Annotated in this window: 23 protein-coding genes, 1 tRNA gene and 1 pseudogene; 11 read left to right on the top strand and 14 right to left on the bottom strand. The window is 61.8% G+C overall.

Annotated elements, in window-relative coordinates:
* Positions 1-132: 132 nt before the first annotated feature.
* Entirely contained in the window at positions 133-552 is a 420-nt protein-coding gene (locus tag ACQUSW_RS03040) for a GNAT family N-acetyltransferase (RefSeq protein ID WP_428930779.1), read from the bottom strand.
* 54 nt (positions 553-606) lie between these two features.
* Here ACQUSW_RS03040 and ACQUSW_RS03045 point away from each other — a divergent pair, with 54 nt between their 5' ends.
* Entirely contained in the window at positions 607-1,143 is a 537-nt protein-coding gene (locus tag ACQUSW_RS03045) for a CGNR zinc finger domain-containing protein (protein ID WP_428930780.1), read from the top strand.
* 357 nt (positions 1,144-1,500) lie between these two features.
* Here the strand turns inward: ACQUSW_RS03045 and ACQUSW_RS03050 are convergent, their stop codons facing one another.
* The 6 genes from ACQUSW_RS03050 to ACQUSW_RS03075 form a co-directional block, all read right to left on the bottom strand.
* Complete coding sequence (locus ACQUSW_RS03050) at positions 1,501-2,595, bottom strand: ABC transporter permease (RefSeq protein WP_428930781.1); 1,095 nt, start codon at positions 2,593-2,595, stop codon at positions 1,501-1,503.
* The gene (locus ACQUSW_RS03055) at positions 2,592-3,248 is read right to left on the bottom strand and encodes an ABC transporter ATP-binding protein (protein WP_428930782.1); all 657 of its coding nucleotides are present in this window, start codon (positions 3,246-3,248) and stop codon (positions 2,592-2,594) included. Before ACQUSW_RS03055 ends, ACQUSW_RS03050 begins: the two co-directional genes overlap by 4 nt.
* Positions 3,245-4,387 carry a peptidoglycan-binding protein gene (locus ACQUSW_RS03060; RefSeq protein ID WP_428930783.1) on the bottom strand — a complete coding sequence of 381 codons (1,143 nt, stop codon included), beginning with the start codon at positions 4,385-4,387 and terminating at the stop codon, positions 3,245-3,247. Before ACQUSW_RS03060 ends, ACQUSW_RS03055 begins: the two co-directional genes overlap by 4 nt.
* Positions 4,384-4,908: a hypothetical protein gene (locus tag ACQUSW_RS03065; protein ID WP_428930784.1), complete on the bottom strand. Its 525-nt coding sequence runs from the start codon at positions 4,906-4,908 to the stop codon at positions 4,384-4,386. Before ACQUSW_RS03065 ends, ACQUSW_RS03060 begins: the two co-directional genes overlap by 4 nt.
* A gap of 176 nt (positions 4,909-5,084) precedes the next feature.
* Positions 5,085-5,609, bottom strand: coding sequence for an RNA polymerase sigma factor (locus tag ACQUSW_RS03070; RefSeq protein WP_428930785.1), 525 nt, complete (start codon positions 5,607-5,609; stop codon positions 5,085-5,087).
* Complete coding sequence (locus ACQUSW_RS03075) at positions 5,602-6,183, bottom strand: hypothetical protein (protein WP_428930786.1); 582 nt, start codon at positions 6,181-6,183, stop codon at positions 5,602-5,604. Before ACQUSW_RS03075 ends, ACQUSW_RS03070 begins: the two co-directional genes overlap by 8 nt.
* Before the next feature lie 130 nt (positions 6,184-6,313).
* On the opposite strand from ACQUSW_RS03075, the gene mobF reads away from it, so the two are divergent.
* Genes mobF through ACQUSW_RS03090 form a run of 3 tightly spaced genes read left to right on the top strand, consistent with a single transcriptional unit; the run spans position 6,314 to position 10,376 of the window.
* Positions 6,314-9,772 carry a MobF family relaxase gene (gene mobF / locus ACQUSW_RS03080; protein ID WP_428930787.1) on the top strand — a complete coding sequence of 1,153 codons (3,459 nt, stop codon included), beginning with the start codon at positions 6,314-6,316 and terminating at the stop codon, positions 9,770-9,772.
* Between the two features lie 44 nt (positions 9,773-9,816).
* Positions 9,817-10,056, top strand: coding sequence for an addiction module protein (locus tag ACQUSW_RS03085; RefSeq protein ID WP_204963414.1), 240 nt, complete (start codon positions 9,817-9,819; stop codon positions 10,054-10,056).
* Positions 10,053-10,376, top strand: coding sequence for a hypothetical protein (locus ACQUSW_RS03090; RefSeq protein WP_428930788.1), 324 nt, complete (start codon positions 10,053-10,055; stop codon positions 10,374-10,376). The genes ACQUSW_RS03085 and ACQUSW_RS03090 overlap by 4 nt, the downstream gene beginning before the upstream one ends.
* Before the next feature lie 17 nt (positions 10,377-10,393).
* Here the strand turns inward: ACQUSW_RS03090 and ACQUSW_RS03095 are convergent, their stop codons facing one another.
* Positions 10,394-11,098: a hypothetical protein gene (locus ACQUSW_RS03095; protein WP_428930789.1), complete on the bottom strand. Its 705-nt coding sequence runs from the start codon at positions 11,096-11,098 to the stop codon at positions 10,394-10,396.
* A gap of 120 nt (positions 11,099-11,218) precedes the next feature.
* Between ACQUSW_RS03095 and ACQUSW_RS03100 the strand changes: the two genes are divergently transcribed.
* Complete coding sequence (locus ACQUSW_RS03100) at positions 11,219-11,431, top strand: hypothetical protein (RefSeq protein ID WP_428930790.1); 213 nt, start codon at positions 11,219-11,221, stop codon at positions 11,429-11,431.
* Between the two features lie 11 nt (positions 11,432-11,442).
* Positions 11,443-12,570, top strand: a complete 1,128-nt coding sequence (locus tag ACQUSW_RS03105) for a site-specific integrase (protein WP_428930791.1) — start codon at positions 11,443-11,445, stop codon at positions 12,568-12,570.
* 61 nt (positions 12,571-12,631) lie between these two features.
* Here ACQUSW_RS03105 and ACQUSW_RS03110 read toward each other — a convergent pair.
* A tRNA-Glu gene (locus ACQUSW_RS03110) sits at positions 12,632-12,707 on the bottom strand.
* A gap of 171 nt (positions 12,708-12,878) precedes the next feature.
* Between ACQUSW_RS03110 and ACQUSW_RS03115 the strand changes: the two are divergent.
* Positions 12,879-13,519 (top strand): annotated as a pseudogene (locus ACQUSW_RS03115) (MBL fold metallo-hydrolase).
* A 33-nt stretch (positions 13,520-13,552) separates the two neighbouring features.
* Here ACQUSW_RS03115 and pepN read toward each other — a convergent pair.
* Positions 13,553-16,066 (bottom strand): aminopeptidase N, encoded by a 2,514-nt coding sequence (pepN, locus tag ACQUSW_RS03120; protein WP_428930792.1) that lies wholly within the window; start codon positions 16,064-16,066, stop codon positions 13,553-13,555.
* An 86-nt stretch (positions 16,067-16,152) separates the two neighbouring features.
* Between pepN and ACQUSW_RS03125 the strand changes: the two genes are divergently transcribed.
* Entirely contained in the window at positions 16,153-16,638 is a 486-nt protein-coding gene (locus ACQUSW_RS03125) for a YbaK/EbsC family protein (RefSeq protein WP_428930793.1), read from the top strand.
* 29 nt (positions 16,639-16,667) lie between these two features.
* Here the strand turns inward: ACQUSW_RS03125 and ACQUSW_RS03130 are convergent, their stop codons facing one another.
* Positions 16,668-17,840, bottom strand: a complete 1,173-nt coding sequence (locus ACQUSW_RS03130; protein ID WP_428930794.1) for a trans-sulfuration enzyme family protein — start codon at positions 17,838-17,840, stop codon at positions 16,668-16,670.
* A gap of 149 nt (positions 17,841-17,989) precedes the next feature.
* On the opposite strand from ACQUSW_RS03130, the gene ACQUSW_RS03135 reads away from it, so the two are divergent.
* Entirely contained in the window at positions 17,990-18,469 is a 480-nt protein-coding gene (locus ACQUSW_RS03135) for an Lrp/AsnC family transcriptional regulator (RefSeq protein ID WP_428930795.1), read from the top strand.
* Positions 18,470-18,481: 12 nt separating this feature from the next.
* Here the strand turns inward: ACQUSW_RS03135 and ACQUSW_RS03140 are convergent, their stop codons facing one another.
* The 3 genes from ACQUSW_RS03140 to ACQUSW_RS03150 all read right to left on the bottom strand — a co-directional run bounded on the left by ACQUSW_RS03140 (position 18,482) and on the right by ACQUSW_RS03150 (position 21,284).
* Positions 18,482-18,898, bottom strand: coding sequence for a nitroreductase/quinone reductase family protein (locus tag ACQUSW_RS03140; RefSeq protein ID WP_428930796.1), 417 nt, complete (start codon positions 18,896-18,898; stop codon positions 18,482-18,484).
* Between the two features lie 41 nt (positions 18,899-18,939).
* On the bottom strand, positions 18,940-19,497 hold the full coding sequence (locus ACQUSW_RS03145; RefSeq protein WP_428930797.1) for a hypothetical protein: 558 nt from the start codon (positions 19,495-19,497) through the stop codon (positions 18,940-18,942).
* 269 nt (positions 19,498-19,766) lie between these two features.
* Positions 19,767-21,284: a SulP family inorganic anion transporter gene (locus tag ACQUSW_RS03150; protein WP_428930798.1), complete on the bottom strand. Its 1,518-nt coding sequence runs from the start codon at positions 21,282-21,284 to the stop codon at positions 19,767-19,769.
* An 88-nt stretch (positions 21,285-21,372) separates the two neighbouring features.
* Between ACQUSW_RS03150 and ACQUSW_RS03155 the strand changes: the two genes are divergently transcribed.
* Together ACQUSW_RS03155 and ACQUSW_RS03160 are read left to right on the top strand one after the other, a co-directional pair.
* Entirely contained in the window at positions 21,373-22,251 is an 879-nt protein-coding gene (locus tag ACQUSW_RS03155; protein WP_428930799.1) for an SDR family oxidoreductase, read from the top strand.
* 362 nt (positions 22,252-22,613) lie between these two features.
* Positions 22,614-23,867, top strand: a complete 1,254-nt coding sequence (locus tag ACQUSW_RS03160) for a sugar ABC transporter substrate-binding protein (RefSeq protein ID WP_428930800.1) — start codon at positions 22,614-22,616, stop codon at positions 23,865-23,867.
* The last annotated feature ends 77 nt before the right edge of the window (positions 23,868-23,944 follow it).

The raw sequence follows: 23,944 nt of genomic DNA on the forward strand, positions 1-23,944 counted from the left end.
CACGGCGTGTCGTGACCGGCCGCGCCGGGTGAGGGTGCCAGCTACATAGCTGACAGCGAGCAAGCCCCAGTCGATGCGGCAGACGCCGAAGAGGCCGGCCTTTGCCATGACGGAGACATCACGGCCACCGAGTCACAACGCCTTGCTGAAATGGAAGGCGTTGATGTTCATTCGCTCGCGCAGGTAGAAACGGTGTGCTTCGTGACGTTGAGTGCCGGAGTCAAGCTCGATGAGATAGCAGCCGAGCTCACGGGCGCGGCTGGTCAAGGCATCTAGTAACGCGGCACCGTAGCCGCGTGATCGATTGCTCCGAGCTGTCGACAGGTCGTCGACGTAGAACTTACGGATCGCACTGGTGTTGGCAACGACTCGCCAGCCTGCGACCGCAACACAACGCCCGTCGTCGTACCAGGCAGAGAATCGCAGACCCTGCGGTGCGCCTTCGGTGAGCACCTGGTGAAGCAGCTCAGGAGTGAGTGCGGTACGTAGTTCTTGCAGGACCGGCAGTGCCTCGTCCCAGCGAGGGTCATCGGTTTCGAGGTCAACAAGCATTCGCATCTCCGTCAGTGGCAAAAACAGTTACGCCACTTACGCTACCATCGAGCCATGCGATCATTGGCCACCTACTTCGATGAGGGCATCGAACTTGCTCTCACTCTGGCGAACAGCGTGAGTAATGCTCGCCAGGGAGCGCCGGTGATACCAAAAGAGCCCCCGGCCAGCCCCGATGACCCAAATGTCGCTCACCTGTGCTCACGACTGCGAGCCGCACTGGATGCGCCAGGTCTTGCCGAAGCGAGCGACATACTCAACGGGTTACTCCGCAACGCCGCTGCCGCTCCGGCACTGTCTGCAGATGCGAACGGACGATGGGGCCTACACCTGCACAGCACCAACGCCGATGCAGTAGCCAAGATGACGGTGAAAGCCGCCGCAAGCCTTGCCGCACTCATTGATGACGACACGTGGACGTCACTCAAGCGTTGCTCCGCCGACCGGTGCGACGACTACTACCTTGACCAGTCCCGCAACCAATCACGACGATACTGCTCCGTCGCATGCGCGAACCGCGTCAACGCGCAACGCCATCGCAAACGTCAGTCCGCCGCAACCACCACAACGACCAGGCACGACACGCAGTAACGCCAGGCACCGACAACGCGGCGGGAAACAACGAAAGCCTCCGGAAATCCGGAGGCTTTCACGATGTGACCCCAGCGGGATTCGAACCCGCGTTACCGCCGTGAGAGGGGAATCGGCTCCCCCGAAACGGCGTGACTGTCCTCGTTTCGACCCGTGTTTACAAGGGTTCTGCGTGCGTGGAGTGCGACGCGGAAGGCCTTGTCGCCAGCGTTCGTTGCCAGAATGTTGCCACGTTGCCGCCCTTCAATGGCGGAGGATAAGGGACGCGCGAGGCAGTCCACCCCGTTCAGTCCGAGCGCCGGTCTTATAGTCCCCGTCACCTCGCGGCCAGGCAGTGTGTGGCACATCGAGTGGGGACTACGCGATTCTGAGTTCGCGGATGGGTTCTCGTCGGCTGGCGATGAGGGCTGGGATGAGGGCTGCGACGAGGGTGGTGATGAGGGTGAGTGTCGCGAGGGCTGCGGAGAACGCGAGTCCGGGGAGCGGGTCGTGTGCGGCTATGAGGAGAGCGGCGGAGATCGCTGTTCCTGCGGTGATGCCGATGACGGCGAGGAAGGTTGTCTGGATGAGGAGGAGGGTGACTATTTGGGTGCGTGTTGCGCCGAGTGCTCGGCGGCGTCCGAAGTCTTTCCGGCGCATCATGACGAGGCCATACAAGAGGATCGCGACGAGTGTTCCGGTGAGGCCCATGAGGGCGAGGACGAGTCCGCGTGAGAACGAGCCGAGTTGGTTTTGGATTAGTCCGCGGAGTTCGGCGAGGGCTTCGCTGGTGTGAATCTGCACCTGGGATGGGTCTTCTGCGGCGAGGACGGTGCCGAGAATTTCTGCGATGGGTGCGACCAGTTCAGGGGTCTTGGCGATGACGATGATGAGTGCGACGTTCTCGGTCCCGTCCCAGTCGGAGGCGGGCAAGAGCACGAGGGGTTCGAACGATGTAAGGAAGTCCGGCGGCTGGATCTGCCCGACGATGCTGTAGGTGGGACCGGTGGTGAGGGTGATTGCTCCGGTGTTGTCGATCATTCCGAGTTGTTCGAGTGCTCTGTGTGAGGCGTAGCCATGCGGTTCGGCGGCGGAGATCGAGGACGGGATACCGAGCAGGTCGAGGTGGTGTCCGTAGGTGATCCTGGTGGGTACGCGGGTTCCGTCGCGTACTTCGCTGTTGGTCGCGTCGACCGTGGTTGCGAAGGCTGTTGCCCATTCGATGCCTTCGATAGCGGAGAGACGGTCGAGAACGCTGGTCGTGATGCCCGAGGCGGGGTCGGCGCGGACAGTGATCGATCGGGTGCCTGCGGAGTCGATGGAGCCGAGAACTTGCTGTTCGGCTCCGACGGTGCGGCCTGTGGTGAGCATGACTGCGAGGATCATCCCAGCGATCGTCAGCAAGGTGACGATTGAGGCGACGGGTTGAGAGCGTGCGGATAGCAGGGCTTCACGGATTGTCTTGAGGATCATAGGACGATTTCTCGGTCGCAGGCCGCGGCGACATCTGAGGAGTGGGTGACCACGATGACGGCTGCACCCGTGTGAGCATGTTCGCGCAGCGCGGCGACGACGACTTTGGTGCTGTCGGGGTCGAGGTTTCCAGTGGGTTCGTCAGCGAGGAGGATCATCGGCTCGGTGAGGAGCGCGCGGCACAGAGCAATGCGTTGCGCTTGTCCTCCTGAGACCTGTCCTGGCTTACGGTGAGCAGGCAGCTTCACGCCGAACTTGTCGAGGAGTTCTTCTGCTCGGGGGTAGAGTGCCGATCGTTTCCCTGGCCGGTAGAGGGCGGTCTCGGTGATGTTGTCCATGACGGTGCGAGTTGAGTCAAGGGCGGCGTCCTGGAACACGAAGCCGAACTTGTTCGCGCGGAGCCTGGCCCGATCAGCATCACGGAGATGGGCGGTTGTTTCCCCGTCGACAATGACGTTCCCTGATGTGGGGTTCAGCATGAGTCCTAGCAGATATAGCAGCGTGGACTTTCCTCGCCCTGATCTTCCGGTGAGCGCGGTCGTCGTGCCCGCGAAGAACTGTGCCGACCAGGTATCGAGAACTCGGGTGCCGGGGGTGTATTCGAAGGTGATCTGGTCTGCCTCCAGCAGAAGCTCCCCTTCCTCACCCGTCACGGCTTCTTATCCGATGTCTCAGCCGGTACGCGCACACGCAGGCCCGCGTCCACACCTTCGATCACAGACATGCCCTTTGCGGCGGCAATGACGGTGACGGGATGCCGTTTGTCGTTCGCATCAATGAGCATGGTGTCGCCGTTCGCGTCGGTAACCAGGGCCGCGGAGGGCACGACCAGTCCAGTGACCGGTTCGACGGTGATGATTCGGGAGACCAACTGTGCCTGCCCGGATACGGGTATCTGCCCGCAGCCATCACCGCAGATCGATGCGCCGTCCATACCGCGGAGGGTGACGGTGAGCGCTTCGGTTTCTTTGTCACGCTCCTGATCCGCAGAAAAGGCCGTCCAGGTGTTGCCCTCCGGGGATGTCAGTTCGACCCGAGTGCCGGTCGGAATCATTGCCGCCTGCGCATCGGTGACAGGCAGTGTGAAAGCTGGGGTGCTCGATAGGCCGCGTATGACGGGTTCCCCGCCGTTGAGTGTGTTGCCCGTGGCGACGTGCTCTGTGTCGAGCGCGATCCGGGCCGGGAGGCTTGGCACGAATACCACATCGCCTAAGTCCACTTGCCCGGTCTGCTCCAGACCGAGCGATTCTTGCCACGCACGGATCGCGGACACGGTTCCGCCTTCCGCCTTGCCATCCGCGGCGTAGTGGTAAAAGCCGAGCGCGCCAAGCATCTCCTGAAGCTGCGTCACGTCGGGCCCCTCAGCGCCTTCACCGATGGCACGGAAAGCAGGTATGGACCCCTGACCGATGACGACGGGCCGCAGATTCACTGAATACAACGTGCTGCCGACGTTCACCTCATCACCGGCAGTAATGTTGACCGAAGTCACAACCCCTGCGGCACGGTTCTCGCCCACCGGCTGTGTGCGCCATTGTGCGATCGTGTTCAGCGCGAGTTGAGAACTAACCTCGCCCTCAGACACTTCAACGTAGGTGTATTGCTTTGCCGCAAGCGGATCCTCCGCCGGTTGCAGCACCGTGAGCCCCGCCCACACGCCAGCACCAGCGAGGACAGCCGCGATTACAGCACCGAGCACGGCACCTTGCCATCGGTACCGCCGAGCGCTTTTCAGTGTCGTCAACGCGTCGACTTCCGCTTGCTCATGCTTGTTCCCATTCTGCTGTGTCATGGTTGAGGGCAGGTCTTGAGTAGTGCGTAGTACTCGTCGTCGCTGAGCGCGTCGGACCGTCGGGGATCGCGGAGCTCGCCGTACGGGTCGAACATGGCATCATCGAGAAAGGCTTGTTCGCTCGGGACGTCCTGCACCTCATGACCCTCGTTACGGAGGCACGCTGTGAGAGACACGAGCCCCTCGTAGAGGCGCTTCTTCTGCGCATCAGTGAGAGGCTCCGGCTGCTTGTCAAACCCGAGGCTCTCTGAGCACGCAGCATCGGCCGCATCGTACGCAGCTTCTTGCCCTTCCTGAAGAGTGATGCCGTACGAGTTGTCCGGGCGCACTTCGACCTCCCAACCGGACTCCTTCAAACACGCTGCCATCTCGCTTGCGAAGTCCTGCTCCGTGCCACTGAGTTCGCCCGGTTCATAGGTGATCGGGGCTGAACTTGATCCTGAACTGCATCCAGCGAGAACGCTCCCACCGAGGACGGCGAGCAGCACTAACATCCCGAGTTTCCCTTTTCCCTGCATCATCTCTCCTGAGAATGTGTGAAGTGAGCTTTGTTTTGGGCAGCACCAATCGACGGTGCTGTGGATACGACGCACTGGAACCTGCAAGTCAATGCTGGAGTTCCGGGTCGTTGGCAATGCCTAAGTAGAAAATGCACGTGGCCGCGAGCGACGCGACAGGGTTACGTCTGGGCGTGCGGTCAGTCTGGGCCCCGAGAGCGGATGAGCTCAGGGTCAGGCGCCTCCAAAGCGGCGCGCAGCTGCTGCTTCGCCTTCGAGAGTCGCGACCGGGCTGTGGAGGGGTTTATACCCAAAGCCGCGGCTGCCTCGTGAGAACGCAAGCCATCCCAATAGACCAATCGGACCAGTTCTGCGTCGGCGTCAGCAAGCCGGTTGATCGCATCACGAATCTCGAAGCTCGAATCATCAGGAGGCGACTGCTCTACGGTGCTCATTTCACCCATGAACCGTTCAAGGGCAGCAGAACGACGCGCGAGCGTGCGCCGTGCGGTCGACAGCACTTTGTGGGCCACACCGAACAACCACATCCGCGCCTCGACGCGATCAGTAGGCATTCTTCGGCTGATCTTCCACGCCGTGAGAAGGAACTCCCCGAATGCCTCTGCCGCATCAGCACTGTTTGTCAGCCGCCGTTGGAAGTAGCGGAGAAGATCATCCTCGTTCTCGCGAATCACCTCATCAAACAGCACTCTGTGTCTACTCATCAGCGCACTCAGTGGTGGACTGCAAGCTCACCCAAGCTCCAGGAACAAGGTCATACCCCCGTGCCTCTAGCTCGGCGAAGAGCGTGTTAGCGACGATCTGATGTAGTGCGTCTTGCTTGATCTGCGCGTCGCTCATCTCGGCGAGGGAGCCATCAGGCTCTTCGGCATTCTGCCTCCTGATCTCTGCTTCCGCCGCCGCAGTATCGACCTCCTCAAGATTCATGTCTCCGACGATCTGGCGAGCATCCTGCGCCATCTCGGAGTCATCAGCCACACCATCAAGCATGACCCGCATCCCCTGGAAGCAGATGGGAGCGGATTCTCGTTCGATGGAGAACACGTTGTCGGCAACCCAACCCCAGGGGGTTTCGTTGCCGTTTCCTGCAATCGCGGTGGCTCCACCGCCGACCAGAAGCACCGACACCGCTGTCCCCGCGCCCAAGACCCGCAGCCGTCGCCAGCGACGCGCCCGAGCCTCAGCAAGAATGCGAGCACGATGCTCGGCCAAACCTAGAGGCACCCTCGCCGTCGGAGCCGACCTTCGAAGCCGCGCTTCGAACTCGTCATCGTCCATGGACCCACCTCCCCAACAAAACCTTCTAACAAGTACATGACCGCTCACTTCAACACTGTCCACCGCTGAGCAATCTTTCTTGAATGGACGTATGCTACGATGCCAGCAGTCATCTTAGATAGGAGTCGGGATGCATGGCGGCGTGGTTCTGTTCCGGGGCACCGGAGCCGATGCCATGCGCTATGTCGAGTCCGACCGCTCCCGAGCGGACGACTACTACCTTAGCGACGCCACCGGCATCTCTTACGCCGTGCTCGACGCGTCCGGTGAGGCGATCGTCCGTCCACTCAGCGCTGAGGACTATGCGGGCTGGGTGGACTGGATCAACCCCGACACCCAAGAACGAATGGGCAGGCCACGGCTTGCGGGGTCGGATCGTCAAGGCTCGCCTCGGTTCGCAGAGATGGTCATCAATACCCCGAAGTCGCTCTCCATCGCCGCTGCCCTCCACCCCGAAGTGTCCGAGGCCCTGGACGCGGCGCAGCAGGGCGCGCTGTCGGAGATTCAGCGGTGGCTCTCTCAGCACTCGGTGACGCGCGTCGGCCCGCGCGGGCAGCAGGAAGTCGCGCCAATCGAGCGCATGCAGGTCGTCGGGATCACGCACCGCACTTCCCGCGCAGGTGACCCGCACCGCCACATCCATATGCAGGTAGGCACCAGGGTTTGGGCTGCAGGTGCGTGGCGGGCGTTGGATACGGCGGCGATGTTCAAGCAACAGAGCGCGATCCGGGCGCTCGGGTCTGCCGTGATCGCCGCCAGCCCTGAGCTTGCGACGGTGCTCAACAGACACGACCTCACCCTTGACCCGGTAACGGGAGAGGTGACGGAGTTGGAGCCGTTCAACGCGCTGATGAGCAAGCGCGGCGCACAGGTGCGGAAGAACCTGGAACGGCTCGAAGCCGAATGGGAGGCCGCGCATCCAGGCGAGACAATGGGGCCAGTGGTGTCCTCCCGGCTGACGGCGAAGGCGTGGGCGTTCGAGCGACCCGCGAAGAAGCCGACCACGACCCGCGAAGAAGCCGAATGGCTGACCGAGCTCCGAGAGGCCGGCTACGACCTCGAACCCCTCACCCGCAAGCTCGTCAGCGCGCCGACGCGATCCAACGAACTCTCGGTGCAGCAGATTGCGTCGCGCGCGCTGGATCGCTGCGCCGCCGGATCATCGGCGTGGACGCGCCACGATGTGCAGGAGCATGCCACCCGGATTATCACCGGGCACGGCGTGCGCGCTACCCGCGAAGAGCTGCGGGAGCTGATCGCACTGTCGACGGCGCTCGCACTCGAGGACTGCTTCTCGATCCTGCCGACCGGCGCAGCCGCACCGGAGCATGTGGCGCATCTCACATCGTTGCGCGTGGTGCAGGTCGAGAGCGAGTTGCGCGACCTGCTCACCGTCCGCCTGCCGAAGAACGAGCAGCGCTATCGTGACGTGTCGCACATCGCTGCACGACTCGGGCAGCGTCTCGACGCCGGTCAACTCGATGCGGCCGCAGCAGTCGCATCGACCGATCCGCTGGTGATCGTGGAAGGCGCAGCGGGTGCGGGGAAGACCACGATGCTTGCCACGGCGATCGCCGCCGCGAACGATCACGGCAGGCGCGTGCGCGTCGTTGCGCCGACCAAGCGCGCCGCCGACGTTGCGCAGCAGGAACTCGGCGTGCCCGCCGCATCGGTTGCCGCTCTCGTGCACGCGCATGGCTATCGGTGGAACGAGGACGGCGTATGGACGCGAATCACACCGGGAGCGACTGATCCGACGACGGGTACGACGTTCACCGGACCGCCAACGGGCTCTGCGTTGCGGCGCGGGGATCGGATCGTGGTCGACGAGGCCGGGATGCTCGACCAAGACGCAGCCCTCGCACTGTTCACCGTTGCCGCAGAAGCGGGCGCAACGGTCGCGCTCGTGGGCGACCGCGCGCAGCTCGCCGCTGTTGGTCGCGGTGGCGTTCTCGACATGGCGGCGCAGATTCGGGGTCGTACCTTCGACATGGCCGAGGTGCATCGCTTCACCGACCCGGACTATGCCGACCTCACCGTGCGCATGCGTGACCGCCGCAACCCTGGCGACGTGTTCGACCAGCTCGACCGGTTCGGCCTGATCCGATTGCACGCAGACGGCGACGAACTGCAAGAACACATCGCGCAAAATGCCCGCGACGGCGAGACGATCACTGTCGTTGGCAACGAGGAGGCGGCGCGGTTGAATGAGCGCATCCGGGATGAGCGGATCGCTCGCGGCCTGGTCGATGACACTGCCCCGACGACGGGCAGTGATGGGCTGAGCATCGGTGCGGGCGATCTGATCCAGACTCGTCGCAACGACACTGCGCTGGGTGTGGCGAACCGGCAGCAGTGGATCGTGCAACGCGTCGAACCCGACGGGTCGGTCTGGATGCGCGACGCCAACGACGAACGTAAACGGGAGCACACGCGACACCTGCCCGCCGAATACGTCAGCGAGCACGCGCACCTGTCCTATGCAGCGACCGCCTACGGAGTGCAAGGCGTCACCGCACCCGCTTCGCACACGATCCTCAGCGACGGCATCAACGGTGCGGCGGTGTATGTCGGCATGACGAGAGGTAGGGGCGAGAACGCCCTGCACGTCATCGCGGAGAGCCGCGCTGAGGCGAGGGCGCAGTTCATCGACGCGATGGAACGCGACCACGCCGACCGCGGCCTCGCCGATGCGACCGAGCGCGCAGCGGAGGCCGTGCGGGGTCTCGTTGACGCTGGCCCGGTGAAGCTCGTGAACACCTGCGTCGCGCAACTCATCCAGGATGCGGAGAAGGCCGAGCACCGCGCCGCGTGGTGGGAGCGCGTCGGCGCGCGCCTCGACCAGCAGCACGAGCACCAGCAGGCGGAGAAGGATGAGCAAGCCGCCGTCATCCAGTCCGTGACGGAGGCGGCAGTTCGAGTGCGCGCCGAGGTGCAGGAACCGCTCACGGTGGCCGCCTTGGAGGAAGGCGCCGAGCACCTGGCCGCGCTCGACCAAGAGACAGCCGCACAGAGAAAGCTCAACGCAGCAGGAAGGTTTGGAAGACGCGGCGCACGCAAAGACCACCAGGCCGCCGCCACACTCGCGGGCAAGAGTCGCGGCCGTCTCGCAGACCATTGGGGCACAACACCTGACGACGCCGACACGCTCACCGGCTGGGCCTCACGCGCAGCAGAACGGGTCGCCGCCAGCGACCCTCGCGTGATCGAAGCCGAACAGCACGCCCAAGCGGCCCGTACTGCCGGGGAGGAGATGGACAAGCGACACCGCAGCGAACGCCGCGCGCTCCACGCCGACATCTTCGGAGCCGAACAAGTACGACGCGACCCGCTGCGCTACGAGTTCACCCACCCCGACCGAGAAGCCGCCAACGCCCACCGCACTGCCGCAACAGCACGACAAGAGGCAGCCACTTTGCGAGGCATGTCCGTGCAGGACGCCGCCGCCCGGATCAGTGCCCAGCGCGAGGCCGCAGAACGGGCACGGCTCGCCCGAGAGGCCCGAGCGCGCAAGCTCCACGCTTCCCACGATCTTCTCAGCGAAAGTCGTCGTCGCACTGGCCCGCACAACGACGTGCCGAGGCTGTAGCGAGCTTTCCCCCGAACGTCAGGCCTCAGCGGTAGACTTTGGGCATGACGCCGAAGCTCGCAGACTACATCGCAGAGGGTCGAACCCTCTCTGCCGATGAGCGCGAGATTGCCGCGCTCGCGCTCCAGCAGATCAGCGACACGGAGCAGGCCGAAGTCGATGCCGCGTGGGATGAAGAGATCGACCTTCGGGTGGATGAGATTCTGACCGGCAAGGTCGAACTCGTCGATGGCGAAGAGACTCGACGCATGGCCCGAGCAATGCTGGCGGCTCGCCGCAAGTGAGCGCGTTGCGCTGGCGCGAGCATCCGGCCGCTCGCGAAGAGTATCTGGATGCCCTCGCCTGGTATGACGACCAGGAAGCAGGACTCGGCGACCGTCTCGGCGATGACCTCGATAACGGCGTGGACTTCATCAGGGAATGGCCGGATTCCGCGCCGCTCTATCGCGGTCGCCAGCGCATCCCTCGTCTTCGACGCAAGGGCACCGACGTGTTCCCGTACGGCATCATCTACTTCGTTCGAGACGACGAGGTCATCGTCGTTGCGTACGCGCACGAGCGCCGCCGCCCTGGGTACTGGCGACAACGGCTCAAGGATCTCTGAGCGGCCTGCGCAGCGAGCTATCCCCGGCGACCGGGAGGCAGCAGCCCGCGAGCGCGGGTGCGAACGAGCCAGCCCTGCGCCGTGGCGTGAGCAACATCATTGATCTTCGCCATGGTGACCGCCGGAGCTTCATCGCCCTGGGATGAGAGCTTGCCGTACTGGAGCGCGACGAGTTCGTAGAAGTCCGGCGTCTGCTTCGGGTTTCCAAGCGGTTTGAGCAGATCGCGCTCGCTGATCTTCCGGCCAGACGGCAGCACGATCTTTCCGCCCGTGATCGTCACTGTCCGTTTCATAGCGAACAGCCGCTCGTTGATCGCCGCCTCGATACGAGCGGTCGGCAACGCACGAAGGTCTTGACTGGAGATGGGATCACCAGGTCGCCACGGAAGGTACACGACGCCCGTGATCTTCACTTCCTCCGGCACCGCGAACTGCTGACGCTGGAGCCGAATGAACACGCGAGTCGCGGTCGCTGCATGCTCGATGTAACGCCACCGGCCGTCGATCGTCTCATTCTGCTCCGAGTCGAGCTGCGCCTGCCGATCCTCGGCAGTCACGACCTGATCGTTATAGCCGAGCGCTTCATCAAGAAACGCGCTCGCATCCTCGGCCCGCTCCCCCGGAAAGCGGTCGGGCAGGTGCCACCCGTCGGGCAGGTCGTCCGGCACGAGCAGTCCGTCATAGGACTGGTCGCCGGGGCGATGACCGGAGGATGTGGGCATGTCCCGATTCTAGCGAGCAACACGAGCAACTAAAACACTTGCTGTTATCGGCGTGTTGTGATCTAATCTAAGACACTCGCTGCCATAGCAGCTACCATCTGAGCTAGATCGGAGGACACGATGGGCCAGAGCACCGCACCCACAGACGAGCACCAGCGTGCCCCGCTGTTCTACTCCGAGGAAGAGACCGCCGCACTGCTCGGTATCCATCGCACGACGCTGCGCACCCTCGCTCTCGCGGGCACGTCGCCGGTGGAGCCGATTCGGCTCACCCAGCACAAGCGTGTCTACCGTCGCATCGACGTGCAGCGACTCGCCGGGCTGGAGAAGTAGGCGACAGCATCATGGGCAGCATCGAGGCGTATGAGACGACGAAAGGGCGTCGTTACCGTGCCCTCTATCGCCGACCCGACAAGAAGCAGACCCAGAAGCGCGGCTTCACGACGAAGAAGGCCGCTGAGCTGTTCCTGGCGACGACCGAGGTCAACATCGCCCAAGGTCGCTACCTCGATCCCTCGCTGGCGAGGGTCACCGTAGCCGACTGGCTCCAGACCTGGCTCGCCGCCCGAGGCGATCTGCGGGCAACCACGCGCAGCCGTGTCGAGAACATCATCGACAAGCACATCACGCCCGAACTCGGTAGCATCCCGATCGGCAACCTCACCCGGCTCCGAGTACAGGAATGGGCATCCGCACTGCCAGGCGCTCCCGCGACAGTGCGAAAGATCGTCAATGTACTTTCAGGAGCGCTACGGTTCGCGGTCGAGGACGAGCGCCTGCCGTCGAACCCCGCCGCCCGCCTCAAACTCCCCAAGCCGACGAAGACGCGCAAGCGGTATCTATCGCACGATCAGGTCGCGGCGCTCGCCCAGGCCATTGACGAAATGAAAGACGGTCGAGACTACGGGTACGGCTTGGTCGTGCTCACCCTCGCGTACTGCGGCCTGCGCTGGGGCGAACTCTCCGGACTGCGAATCTGCGACCTCGACCTCGACGCGAAACACCCGCGCCTAACCGTCGAACAGACCGTCGTCGCCGACAAGGGCTACCAGCGCATCGAGCCGCCGAAGGACTACGAGCACCGGAGCATCCCGATCCCTGCGTTCCTCGTCCGCCTGCTCCGTGCACAGATCGCAGGACGCGACGCCGACGCTCCCGTGTTCTACGGCATCCGCACCGGCACCTGGCTGCGCAACCACGTCTACCGCGTCGGCTGGTTCGACACTGCCGCAACCGCAATCGGCCTCAAAGGACTCACGCCCCACGAACTACGGCACACCGCCGCATCGCTCGCGGTCAGCGCCGGGGCGAACGTCAAGGCGGTGCAGCGCATGCTCGGGCACGCCTCGGCCGCTGTGACCCTCGACGTGTACGCCGACCTGTTCGATGACGACCTCGACAGTGTTGCCACGGCGCTCGACCAAGCAGCGATGCAATCGGATGTTGCCAATCTGTTGCCAAAAGCCGCGTAGCGCCTCATAGCGTCCGAAAGCAGGAATGCGAAAACCCCCGCCTGAGCGGGGGTTTTCTTGTTGGTGACCCCAGCGGGATTCGAACCCGCGTTACCGCCGTGAGAGGGCGGCGTACTAGGCCGCTATACGATGGGGCCGCATACTTTTATCGCGCGAACGCTCGCAGCGACAGAGATAATTATGACACGGGCACGCAATCGCACAAAATCGATGCTGTGCGAGCAGCATCCGGGAGTGTCGCCTCCACCGACACGCCACCAGCACCCCGGATGCTTGCCGCCCAGCGTTCTACAGAGTTGACTCGACCCATGCGCGTCACCAAACACGAACACGCGGCCCTCCGCGTACAGAAAAACAGCCAAACGCTCATCATCGACCCGGGAGCGTTCACGCCACCGCTGTCCGGTGTCGACAACCTTGTGGGCATTGTGATCACGCACGAGCATCCCGATCATTGGACTCCCGGACACCTCGACCAGCTGCGCACCACAGCCCCCGGCGTGCCGATTTATGCGCCGCAATCGGTGGTGCAGCAGGCGCCCGATTTTCGGATGCATCCGGTAGCTGCAGGCGACACGCACCAGGTCGGCGACTTTACGCTGACATTTTTTGGTGGCGAACACTGCATTATTCACTCGTCGATTCCCGTGGTCGAAAACGTGGGCGTTCTCGTCGATGACCAGCTGTATTACCCCGGCGACTCGTATGCGATCCCGGAAGGAATCGACGTGACACTGCTGGCTGCACCCCTCGGCGCACCCTGGCTAAAAATCGGCGAAGCGATCGATTTTGTGCTCGCCGTCGCACCCCGCCACGCCTTCGGCACACACGACGCGACGCTGTCGGACATGGAAAACCTATGCACCGCGAACGGCTCCGCTGGGCTACCGAACACAACGGCGGCCAATTTTATGACCTCGATGCGGGCGACGCCGTCGAAATCGAATAGGCCCGCGGCGCAGCATCCGGCACTCCCCCAGCGCTACCCCACCTCGGGCACGGCAACACCCGGCTGCGCGGCCCGCACACGAATTTTGCGATGCAGGTGATCACGCTGCTCAATAATGAGACGGCGCAGGGCTGCGGGGGCATCCGGATGCAACTCGAGCCACGTATCGACGAGGGTTGTTGAGTCGCTGTTCGGGAAAAGCCCCAGCACAAGCCGGCGCGCAATCTCAATGCTGCGGGTGTTCCACACCTCGGCGATGGACTCGAAATAGCGTGCGTCATGACGCGAAATCAGGTCGCGGCGCCCACCGGCCATGAATCCTGCGATGACGGCGTCGAGCTCATTGTTGCTGAGTGTTGTGTCGGTCCATGCGGTCTCGACCGCAGCGTCACGCACCTCGTGCAGCGGCTGGGCGGCCAGCATCCGGCGGTAAGCAATACGGCCACTCGCGGTGTTATCACGCTGCAATTCGGCCTGTGCTTCTGCGTCGCCAGCAGCCCCGCGGGCTGCGAGCGCCGTCCACAGTGCCCAGCGCAGGTCGGCATCGAGCGGTAGTCCCTCCGGCGCTGGAGTTGTGCCGTCGAGCCAGCCACGGATGTCGTGGATGTGGCCGTCGCTGTAGGCGGCGGCATGGGCAAGTGCCCGCGCCCACACCAGCTGCTGGCCGCTGCCTGCCTCGGCACCCTGCAGCGCCCGGTAGACGGCTTCGAGCCAGTCGGCGCGGGCGAGGGCTGTTGCGGCGTCGGCGAGGTATTCGCGTGCAGCATAGGCGGCGTGGTTGAGCACGCCATCGAGAATTCCGACGTGGGTTTCGGCCGGTGCGTGGGCCGCCACGATGCGCAGGTAACGGGCGACCGAGAGTTCGCCGTCGCGCGTGGCGTTCCATAGCGACGACCAGATAATTCCACGTGCCAGCGTGTCGTCGAGTGTCGACAGTGCCTGTTCGACCGTGTCAAGCGAGCGGTCGCCGAGGCGCACTTTGGCGTAGGTGAGGTCGCCCTCGTTGATCAGCAGCAGGTCGGCAGGCTCGGCGTCGATCGGCGTGCGTTCGGCATCGATGTCGAGGTCGAGCGTGTTTTGGTGCACGATCCGGCCATCGCTCAGCGCATAGCGGCCCAGGCGTAGGCGGTGCGGCCGCGGGTCGGTTTGGCACAGCACAAGACCGCCGTCGGTGCCGGTTTCGAGGTGCAGGGTGCTCACCCCCGAGCGTTGCAGCCACGCTTCGGCCCATTCGCGCAGGGAGCGACCGGATGCCTGTTCCAGTTCGACGAGCAGATCATTGAGCGTGGCTGTACCAAACTCGTGCGCCCGAAAATAGGTGCGTGCGCCAGCAAAAAATGCGTCTTCGCCCACGAACGCTACGAGCTGTTTCAACACCGATGCGCCCTTGGCGTAGGTGATGCCATCAAAGTTGAGTTTTGCGGCTTCGAGGTCGGTGATGTCGGCAATGATCGGGTGCGTTGTGGGCAGTTGGTCTTGCGTATACGCCCATTCTTTGCGGCGGTTAGCAAAGCTCACCCAAGCCTCGGTGAACCGGGTTGCTGCTGCCGAGACGTGTGCGCCCATATAGTCGGCGAACGATTCTTTGAGCCACAGGTCGTCCCACCATTTCATGGTGACGAGGTCACCAAACCACATGTGGGCCATCTCGTGAAGGATCGTGTTGGCACGTGCTTCACGCTGTGCTTCGGTGGCGGCACCCCGAAAAACGTAGGCTTCGGTAAACGTGACGAGCCCCGGGTTTTCCATGGCGCCGAGATTATATTCGGGAACAAAAATTTGGTCGTATTTGCCCCACGGATAGTCGTAGTCAAACGCGTTCGTAAAGTAGTCGAGGCCCTGGCGTGTGACGTTAAGTATTTCTTCTGCGTCGAGGTGTTCGGCCAGCGATGCGCGGCACAGCACGCCGAGATCGATAGTCTGCTCCCCCACCGTATGGCTGGCATCGACCCGATGGTAGGGGCCCGCGCAAATGCAGGTGATGTAGCTCGAAATGGGCAGCGTGGGAGCAAACTGTACGGTTTGGGTTGCGCCGTTGACGTCGGTGGTGCTCGCGCTCTGGTTCGACAGCACGTGCCAACCGCTGGGTGCGTGCACAGTAAATGTGATGGGTGCCTTCATATCGGGCTGCTCAAAGCAGGCCATCACCCGCCGTGAGTCGGCGGGTTCGTACTGTGTGTACAGATAAGTCCGATTGTCGACCGGGTCAATGAATCGGTGCATGCCCTCGCCCGAACGGCTGTAGGCGGCTGTCGCGTCGATAACAACCGTACTGACGCCAGAAACACCGGTGAGGGCGATGCGGGCTCCGTCCCATTCCACCGGCCGGGGCGTGCCGTTAACGGTCACTTCGTTAACTGCCAAGCCAATAAAGTCGACCCACGTGGTGTCAGTTGTGCTGTCAATCTCGAGGGCTGTGACCGAACGAAATCCCGGCTGTTGCGGGTCGGTTGCTGTTGTCAGATCAAGCTCAACCCGGATGCTGCGCAGTGACACCTGTGCGGAACGTGCCGCTGTTTCGTCGCGCGCTAGATTCGCTGAAGACATAAATCTATCGTTTCACGCATTGTGGATAATGGAACAATCGTGGTCCGAGAATCGCGGCCACAACAGTGTGCTCAGAGAGGAGCCCCGTGAGTTCTGAAGCCCCTACCCTTCCCGAACGTAGTCGGCAAGTACAAGAGCAGGTGACAAAAGCCGGTCTTTCTTCGCAGGTGCGCGTATTGCCTGATTCTGCACGCACCGCGAAACTTGCTGCGGCAGCGCTAGGCTGCACCGTGGGTGCTATCGCTAACAGTCTCGTATTTATGGCCGATGGTGCTCCCCTGCTGGTGATGACTAGCGGTGATCACCGTGCCAATACCGACGTTATTGCGGCGGCGGTGCAGGCAAATGAAGTGCGCATGGCTACGCCCGACGAAGTGCGGGCTGCAACCGGCCAGGCGATTGGTGGGGTGGCCCCTGTGGGGCATCCGGTACCTCTCACAACACTGGTCGACGAACACCTGCGCACCTATGAACAAATTTGGACAGCAGGCGGCACACCCAGTTCGGTCATGCCCATGACGTTTGACGAACTGGTGAACCTCACCAGCGGCACCGTAACCACGGTCGCCTAGGCGAACCCGGGCCTCCGGAACCGTAGCGGCTAGCGGCGCAGTGCCTGATCGAGGTCGGCAATAAGGTCGTCGATATTTTCGAGGCCAATCGACAACCGCACCAGGTCTGCCCCGGGCCGCGCTTCGGGAGCGACGGGGCGGTGCGTGAGCGATGCCGGATGCTGCACTAATGAGTCAACCCCGCCGAGCGAAACGGCATGCGTAAAGAGCTTCACGTTCGTCGCGACGTGGGCTGCGGCCTCATAGCCGCCGTGCAGATGCGCCGACACCATGGCGCCCGGACCCCGCATTTGGCGTTGCATAATCCCCTGTGGGTCGCCGTCGATGCCAGGAAAACGCACGGCAGAGACACCCGGGTGAGTGCTGAGCCATTCCGCCAGACGAACAGCATTTTCTTGTTGTGCCCGCATTCGCAACGGCAAAGTGGCAAGCCCGCGATGCAAAAGATAGGCGGCGAGCGGATGCAGCACGGCACCCGTAATCGCACGCACACTGCGCAGCCTGATAGCTGTTTCTTCGGTGCACGCGATAACACCGGCGATCACGTCACCGTGGCCGCCAATGTATTTTGTTGCACTGTGCAGCGACATGGTTGCGCCCAGGTCGAGCGGATTTTGTAGCACAGGCGTCGCAAAAGTGTTGTCGACCAGCACCGGAACGCTGCCTGCCTGCCCCACGACGGCTGCGATATCGACGAGGTCGAGTGTGGGGTTTGCCGGTGTTTCAATAACAATGAGCCCGGTCTCGTCACGCACGTGGGCTCCCACCTCATCGGCGTCGCAGAAGGTGACCTCTGCCCCCAGTAGGCCTGAGTCGAGCAGGTGGTCGGTGCCGCCGTAGAGTGGCCGCACCGCCAACACGTGTTTTTTACCCACGGATGTCGTGTGCGCGAGAATCGCCGCCGTCACCGCCGCCATTCCCGAACTGAACGCTACAGAAGTTTCGGCGTACTCAAGTTCTGCCAAGGCCTGTTCAAAACGGGCAACCGTCGGATTCCAGAGTCGGCCGTACACGTTGCCACCCATGGCCAATGGGTGCCCGCCGGTGGCCATTGACTCATACGAGTCGCCGCCGTGCTCGATATCGGGCAGCGGGTTTGTTGACGACAGATCGATGGGCGAGGCATGCACACCCAGTTCAGCAAAATCAGCGCGTCCGGCATGCACGGCAAGAGTGTCGGGGTGAAGAGGGTTGTCGGCCATATCTCTACTGTGCATGCCCCACCATAAAGTAGCGATCTTGGTTACGTTTTTTACGAATCATCGGCATACTGATTGTTATTCTCGCAATAACAGTGCGCACTATCTGGTGCACATTGTTGACCAAGCAAACCTCTCGCCGCGGGAGCACGATGACTCGACCACCTCACGAAACCGTCGCACTCGACACGACCGATGTGGCACTGTTGGCGGCCTATGCGCAGCATCCGGATGCCACGGTGCGCACCCTCGCGCAACGCCTGGGCATTCCCGAATCAACCTGCGCCTACCGCCTGCGTCTGCTGCGCGAACGCGGCGTCATCGTGGGCACGCGCGTACAATTCAACCTTGCAGCCCTCGGAGTACCGACCGAGGCAGTCATTCGTGTTCGCCTCGGCAGCCACAATAAGACTGCCGTGAACGCGCTGTTTGACTCCCTGACCCAAACCCGCGGCGTACTGCAGGTTTTTCATATTGCCGGTGCCGACGACTTTCTTGTGCACGTGGCCGTGCGTGACGCCGCATCACTGCGCGATATTGTGCTCGAACGCATCACCGTGCACGATGTCGTTCGCGCCACCGAAACCCAGTTAGTGTTCGAGCGGCGCGACGGCGCCGGAATCATCGGATAGCGCAGCGAGCTGTTACCGTCGCTGCAACCGTAATACCGGAATCGTGCGCTCGGTACGCGACTGGTATTGCGCAAACCCAGGACTCAACTGTTCAAACCGCGCCCAGGCGGCGTCACGTTCAGTGCCCTCGAGTTCGGTCACGTGCACAGCCACTTCTCCCTCACCCGCCGCTTCAACAACCGTGTCGGGGTTGGCCCTGAGATTGAAATACCAGGCCGGATGCTTCGCAGCACCCGCCGCTGACGCCGCAATCAGCCACGACCCATCGTCGTCGCGCAGGCTCATTGCCGGGCTGATGCGTTCAATTCCGCTCTTCGCGCCACGATGGTGCACGAGAAGCAGACCATCGCCCCACCCCTGAACTACCCCGTTATTGGCACGAAACTTAGCAACAACCGACTCATTGAAGTCGTCATATTTATGGGCCATGCATACTCTCTCTGGGTCGAACGGGCACGATGTGTGCTCTTCTATTCTCGTCGAAGCGTGTAATGCAGGCTCGTTATAAAGTCATCCGTGCGTTCGGGGCCAACCACCAGCACCAGAAAAAGGCCGTCTTTGCGGGCCTGGTTGACCGTGTTTTGTCCGTCTACGGTTCGGTCAACGATCTCCCACCCCGAAGCCTCAAACTGGTCACGAACCACCATGTTGACAATCGTCAACTCATGTTCGGTAACAAACTCACCCACAAAAAGCGGGTCGTCTGCCTGCACACCAGTCATTTTGTGTGTGCACGGATAAAACGGAACATCGTTCTCTGCCAAGATCGCCGGTATTTCTGCCGCATCGTCAAACATGACGTTTTGACAACCCGCGTCACTATCATCGCCGGATGCCTGGGGCACAGCATCCGGTGTTTGTTCTGTCGTGTCACGCGGCGCAGTTTCAGTCGGCACTGTTTCTGCGGCCGGTGTTGGCGTGTCACTCGGCGAAGCCTCACCCGCGCCTGCACACCCACCCACACTCAACGCCATGATCGCCCCGGCCGCGAACGCCCAGCGGTACAGGCCCGCCGTCATCGTCGACATGCTGCCTTTCCTCTCAGCTCAGAGCTGCACAACACGGGCAGCAAGCGAGCAGTCATTTCAGCGTATCGACTTCGACTCGGCGCGCCTAGCCCTCTGCATTCCGTCCTGCCGCCCCAGTTCCGTTGCCGAAAACTACCAAATTGCCGAGAACAGGATGATTCGGCCGGTTTCATCCTCCATTCGGCAATTTTGCTGTTCTCGGCAACAGCGCAGCAGCACAGTCCCGCAGCGGCAAGCAACGGCATCCGGATGCCAGTCGTGGGTGCGTACTACTCGGCACCCAGCGTGCCCGTGAGGCGACCATGAAAAGCCGAAGTGAAATCATTCATACCCACCCATTCGACCCTCTTGCCATAGCGGCCGTATTTGGTCACGATCGCATCGAGAGCAGCAACAGAAGAGGCATCCCACACGTGCGAATGAGTGAGGTCAATGACCACGACATCGGGGTCGTCACTGTATTCAAACAGCGTCGTGATGTCGTTACTGGAGGCGAAAAACAGTTCGCCGCTGACCACATAGTGGGCGACATCATGTCCGTCACGGTTCACCACTGTTCGCTCAACATTCACAAAATGCGCGACGCGACGCACAAACAAAACCGAGGCGACAAACACGCCCACAACAACCCCAATGGCAAGGTTATTGGTGGCGATCACCACAGCGACCGTCGACACCATAACGAACGTTTCGCTCTTAGGAAGACGCTTGAGCGTTGACGGCTTGATGGAGTGCCAGTCGAAGGTGCCCACGGTCACCATAATCATCACTGCAACAAGCACCGCCATCGGAATAATGGCAACAAGGTCGCCAAGAACAACAACCAAAATGAGCAGGAACAGCCCAGCAAGAAAAGTAGAAATTCGGGTGCGGGCGCCCGAAACTTTAACGTTGATCATCGTCTGACCGATCATCGCGCAGCCACCCATGCCACCGAAGAGCCCGGATGCAATATTGGCAACGCCCTGCCCCCAACTTTCGCGTGTCTTATTCGAGCGGGTGTCGGTGATGTCATCGACCAGTTTCGCGGTCATGAGCGATTCCATCAGCCCGACGAGCGCAACCCCCAACGCATAGGGCGCAATCGTGGCAAAGGTGTCCCACGTGAGTGGGATTTGCGGAATGAACAGCTCCGGCAGGCTGCGTGGCAGTTCACCCTGATCACCCACCGTGGGCACGTTGACGGCAAAAACGATGACGATAGTCGTCACGATAACGATCGCAATGAGCGGCGGCGGAACAACCTTCGTTATTCGAGGGGTGAACGCCATAATCGCCAGCCCCAGTGCCACAAGCAGATATACGATCCATGGCACGTCGATCAGGTGCGGTAACTGTGCAATAAAAATGAGGATCGCTAAAGCATTAACAAAACCGACCATCACACTGCGGGGAATGAAACGAACCAGCTTTGCCACACCAAAAGCAGCCAACAGAATCTGAAAAACCCCGGCAAGCAGCACCGTGGCAATGAAATAGTCCATGCCATGTTCACGAGCAACCGGCGCAATAACGAGCGCGACAGCACCCGTCGCGGCGGAAATCATTGCCGGTCGGCCACCCACAAATGCGATCGTGATCGCCATAATGAACGACGAAAAAAGACCCACCTTCGGGTCGACACCCGCAATGATCGAAAACGAGATCGCCTCAGGAATAAGAGCCAGGGCCACTACGAGACCGGCCAACGCCTCACGCGTCAGTATCCGCGGCGACTTTAACGCCGTCAGCACGGACGGTTCGTCACGGTAACGAGCCTTCTCGTCATCACGCACGGGCGAGCTCATTATTTCCTCCGGATGACGCAGGTGCGACTCTCCACAACGCTAGCGCACCTGCCCGCAAGTAAAGCGGACTAGATAGGTTGGAACCCTCATGAACTATGACGATCTGCCTCTTCTAGGAAAAACAGCGCTTGTTACGGGTGTTTCGCGCCGACGCGGCATCGGTTTTGCTGTTGCCCGCCGACTGGCCACGCTTGGCGCGAACCTGTGCATCCATCACTTTGCAGATCATGACCGTCAGCAGCCGTGGGGAGGTGATCAGCTAGACGCTGTGCGCGCCGAACTACGGTCGGCACAGGTCGACGGCGCTACTTTTACTGACGTCTCCGCCGACCTTTCTGACTCCGCTTCTGTGACCGCGGTCATCGAGCGTGCAACAACACTCACCGGAACTATTGAGATCCTTGTTTGTAATCAGGCGGTGAGTGGAACCGATGGAAGCATTCTCGATATGACCCCGTCGCGCCTTGATACACACTGGAGCGTTAATACACGAGCCACCCTCTTACTCACGAGCGAGTTTGCACGGAGGAAGGCCGGTGTACACGACGGCGATAGTCCGCGGCATCCGGGTGAAAAGATCACGAAGACGGAGCAGTTTTCTCAACCAACCGGGCACGTTATCTGGCTAACATCAGGGCAATTGCATGGTCCAATGGTGGGCGAGGTCGCGTATGCTGCGAGCAAAGCCGCGCTGGCAGGGGTAACCGCAACAGTTGCGGCGGAGCTGCTGCAACTAGGGATTGTGCTCAATACGATCAATCCCGGGCCTGTGAATACCGGATACATGGATCCCGAAACGACCGACCGGTCGCTTGATGCGCTGGAGGAATATCGAGCATCAACTCCATTTGGCCGATACGGGCAACCCACGGATCCCGCCAACCTTGTCGGTTGGCTTGTGAGTAGCGAAGGTTCGTGGATAGTTGGGCAGGTTATGACCAGCGACGGCGGATTCTCACTCATTTAACCGCGCAGCAGTAACGATCGACCTGCAGCGACAGGGGCTAGGCAGTCCATCCTGCCGCCCCAGTTCCGTTGCCGAAAACTACCAAATTGCCGAGAACAGGATGATTCGGCCGGTTTCATCCGATATTCGGCAATTTTGCTGTTCTCGGCAACAGCGCAGCAGCGCAACAGCGCAGTCAAGCAACGGCTCCCGGATGCCCCCCGCCAAGGTCACAGATTGGTATCGGCGACAAAAACCGTTGCGCGTCACAGGCCTCACCATGCATACTGTAAGCGCTTACAGCATGTAGGCAGCAGCGAGCCAACGGCGGTTAGCCTCGGCTCTCGAGCAATGCACTAACGACTGCAATGAGAGGCACACCAATGAGGGTGAACAAGAGGAAGATTGCAACACTGGGCGCTATCGCCGCTATTTCGTCGCTGGCCCTGGCAGGGTGCTCAAGCGGCAACTCGGGCGAGCCAGCACCCGACAACGATGCACAAAACGGCGCCGACTTTTCTGGACAAATCACGGTCTGGGTCGACGCCGACCGGGCGGGCGTTCTCGAAGACGCCGCCGATGCTTTCACACAAGATACGGGCGTAAAAGTCACCCTGGTACAAAAAGAGTTTGGCGAAATTCGCGACCAGTTCGTGCAGCAGGTTCCCACGGGCGAGGGTCCCGATATTGCGGTGGGCGCGCACGACTGGCTCGGGGTTCTTGCCACCAACGGTGTAGTCGCACCCGTCGAACTCGGCGACCGCAAGGGCGACTTTGAGCAGGTTGCTGTCGACGCGTGGAGCTACGACGGCCAGGTTTACGGCGTCCCGTACGCCATCGAAAACATTGCGCTGCTGCGCAACACCGACCTGGTTGCCGAAGCAGCCACCGATTTTGACGACATGGTCGCCAAAGGCAAGGCATCCGGAACCGACTACGCATTCCTTGTCGGACTCGACCCCGAAGAAGCCGACCCGTACCACCTGTACCCGTTCCAGACCTCGTTCGGCGCACCCGTTTTCGGTAGCGGCCCCGACGGCTACGACGCCACCGATCTGCAGATCGGCAACGACGGCGGCACAGCTTTTGCCGAGTGGCTCGGCGAGCAGGGCAAGGCAGGTGTTTTTAACACCAACATCACCGGTGACCTGGCAAAAGAAAACTTCCTCGCGGGTAAGTCACCGTACTTCTTGACGGGGCCGTGGAATGCTCCGGATGCTGTTGCCGCCGGCCTTTCCATCGCTGTCGACCCGATCCCCTCGGCCGGTGGTGACGACGCACAGCCTTTCGCTGGTGTACAGGGCTTCTTCTTGAGCGCCGAAAGCGAGAACCGCCTGGCCGCAAACGAATTCATGGTGAACTACATCGGCAGCGAAGAGGTGCAGAAAGCACTGTACGAGGTCGGTGGCCGTGCACCCGCGCTCACGAGTGCGTTCGAAGCAGCTGTTGCCTCCGACCCGATCACCGCGGGCTTTGGTGAGGTGGGCGCAAACGCCGTGCCGATGCCGAGCATTCCCGAGATGGGTGCCGTGTGGGAGTACTGGGGCGTCACCGAGGCCGCCATCATTAACGGCGCGAGCGACCCCGCAGGCCTGTGGGCCAAGATGACCGCCGATATTCAGGCGGCTATCGAATAGGTAGTGCTGTGGGGTGGCATCCGGATGCTGCAGATGCCACCCCGCAACATTTTTGGCCGATCAACTGCGTGAGGTAA

The sequence above is a fragment of the Microbacterium luticellae genome (genome assembly GCF_050408645.1).
Classification (GTDB): Bacteria; Actinomycetota; Actinomycetes; order Actinomycetales; family Microbacteriaceae; genus Microbacterium.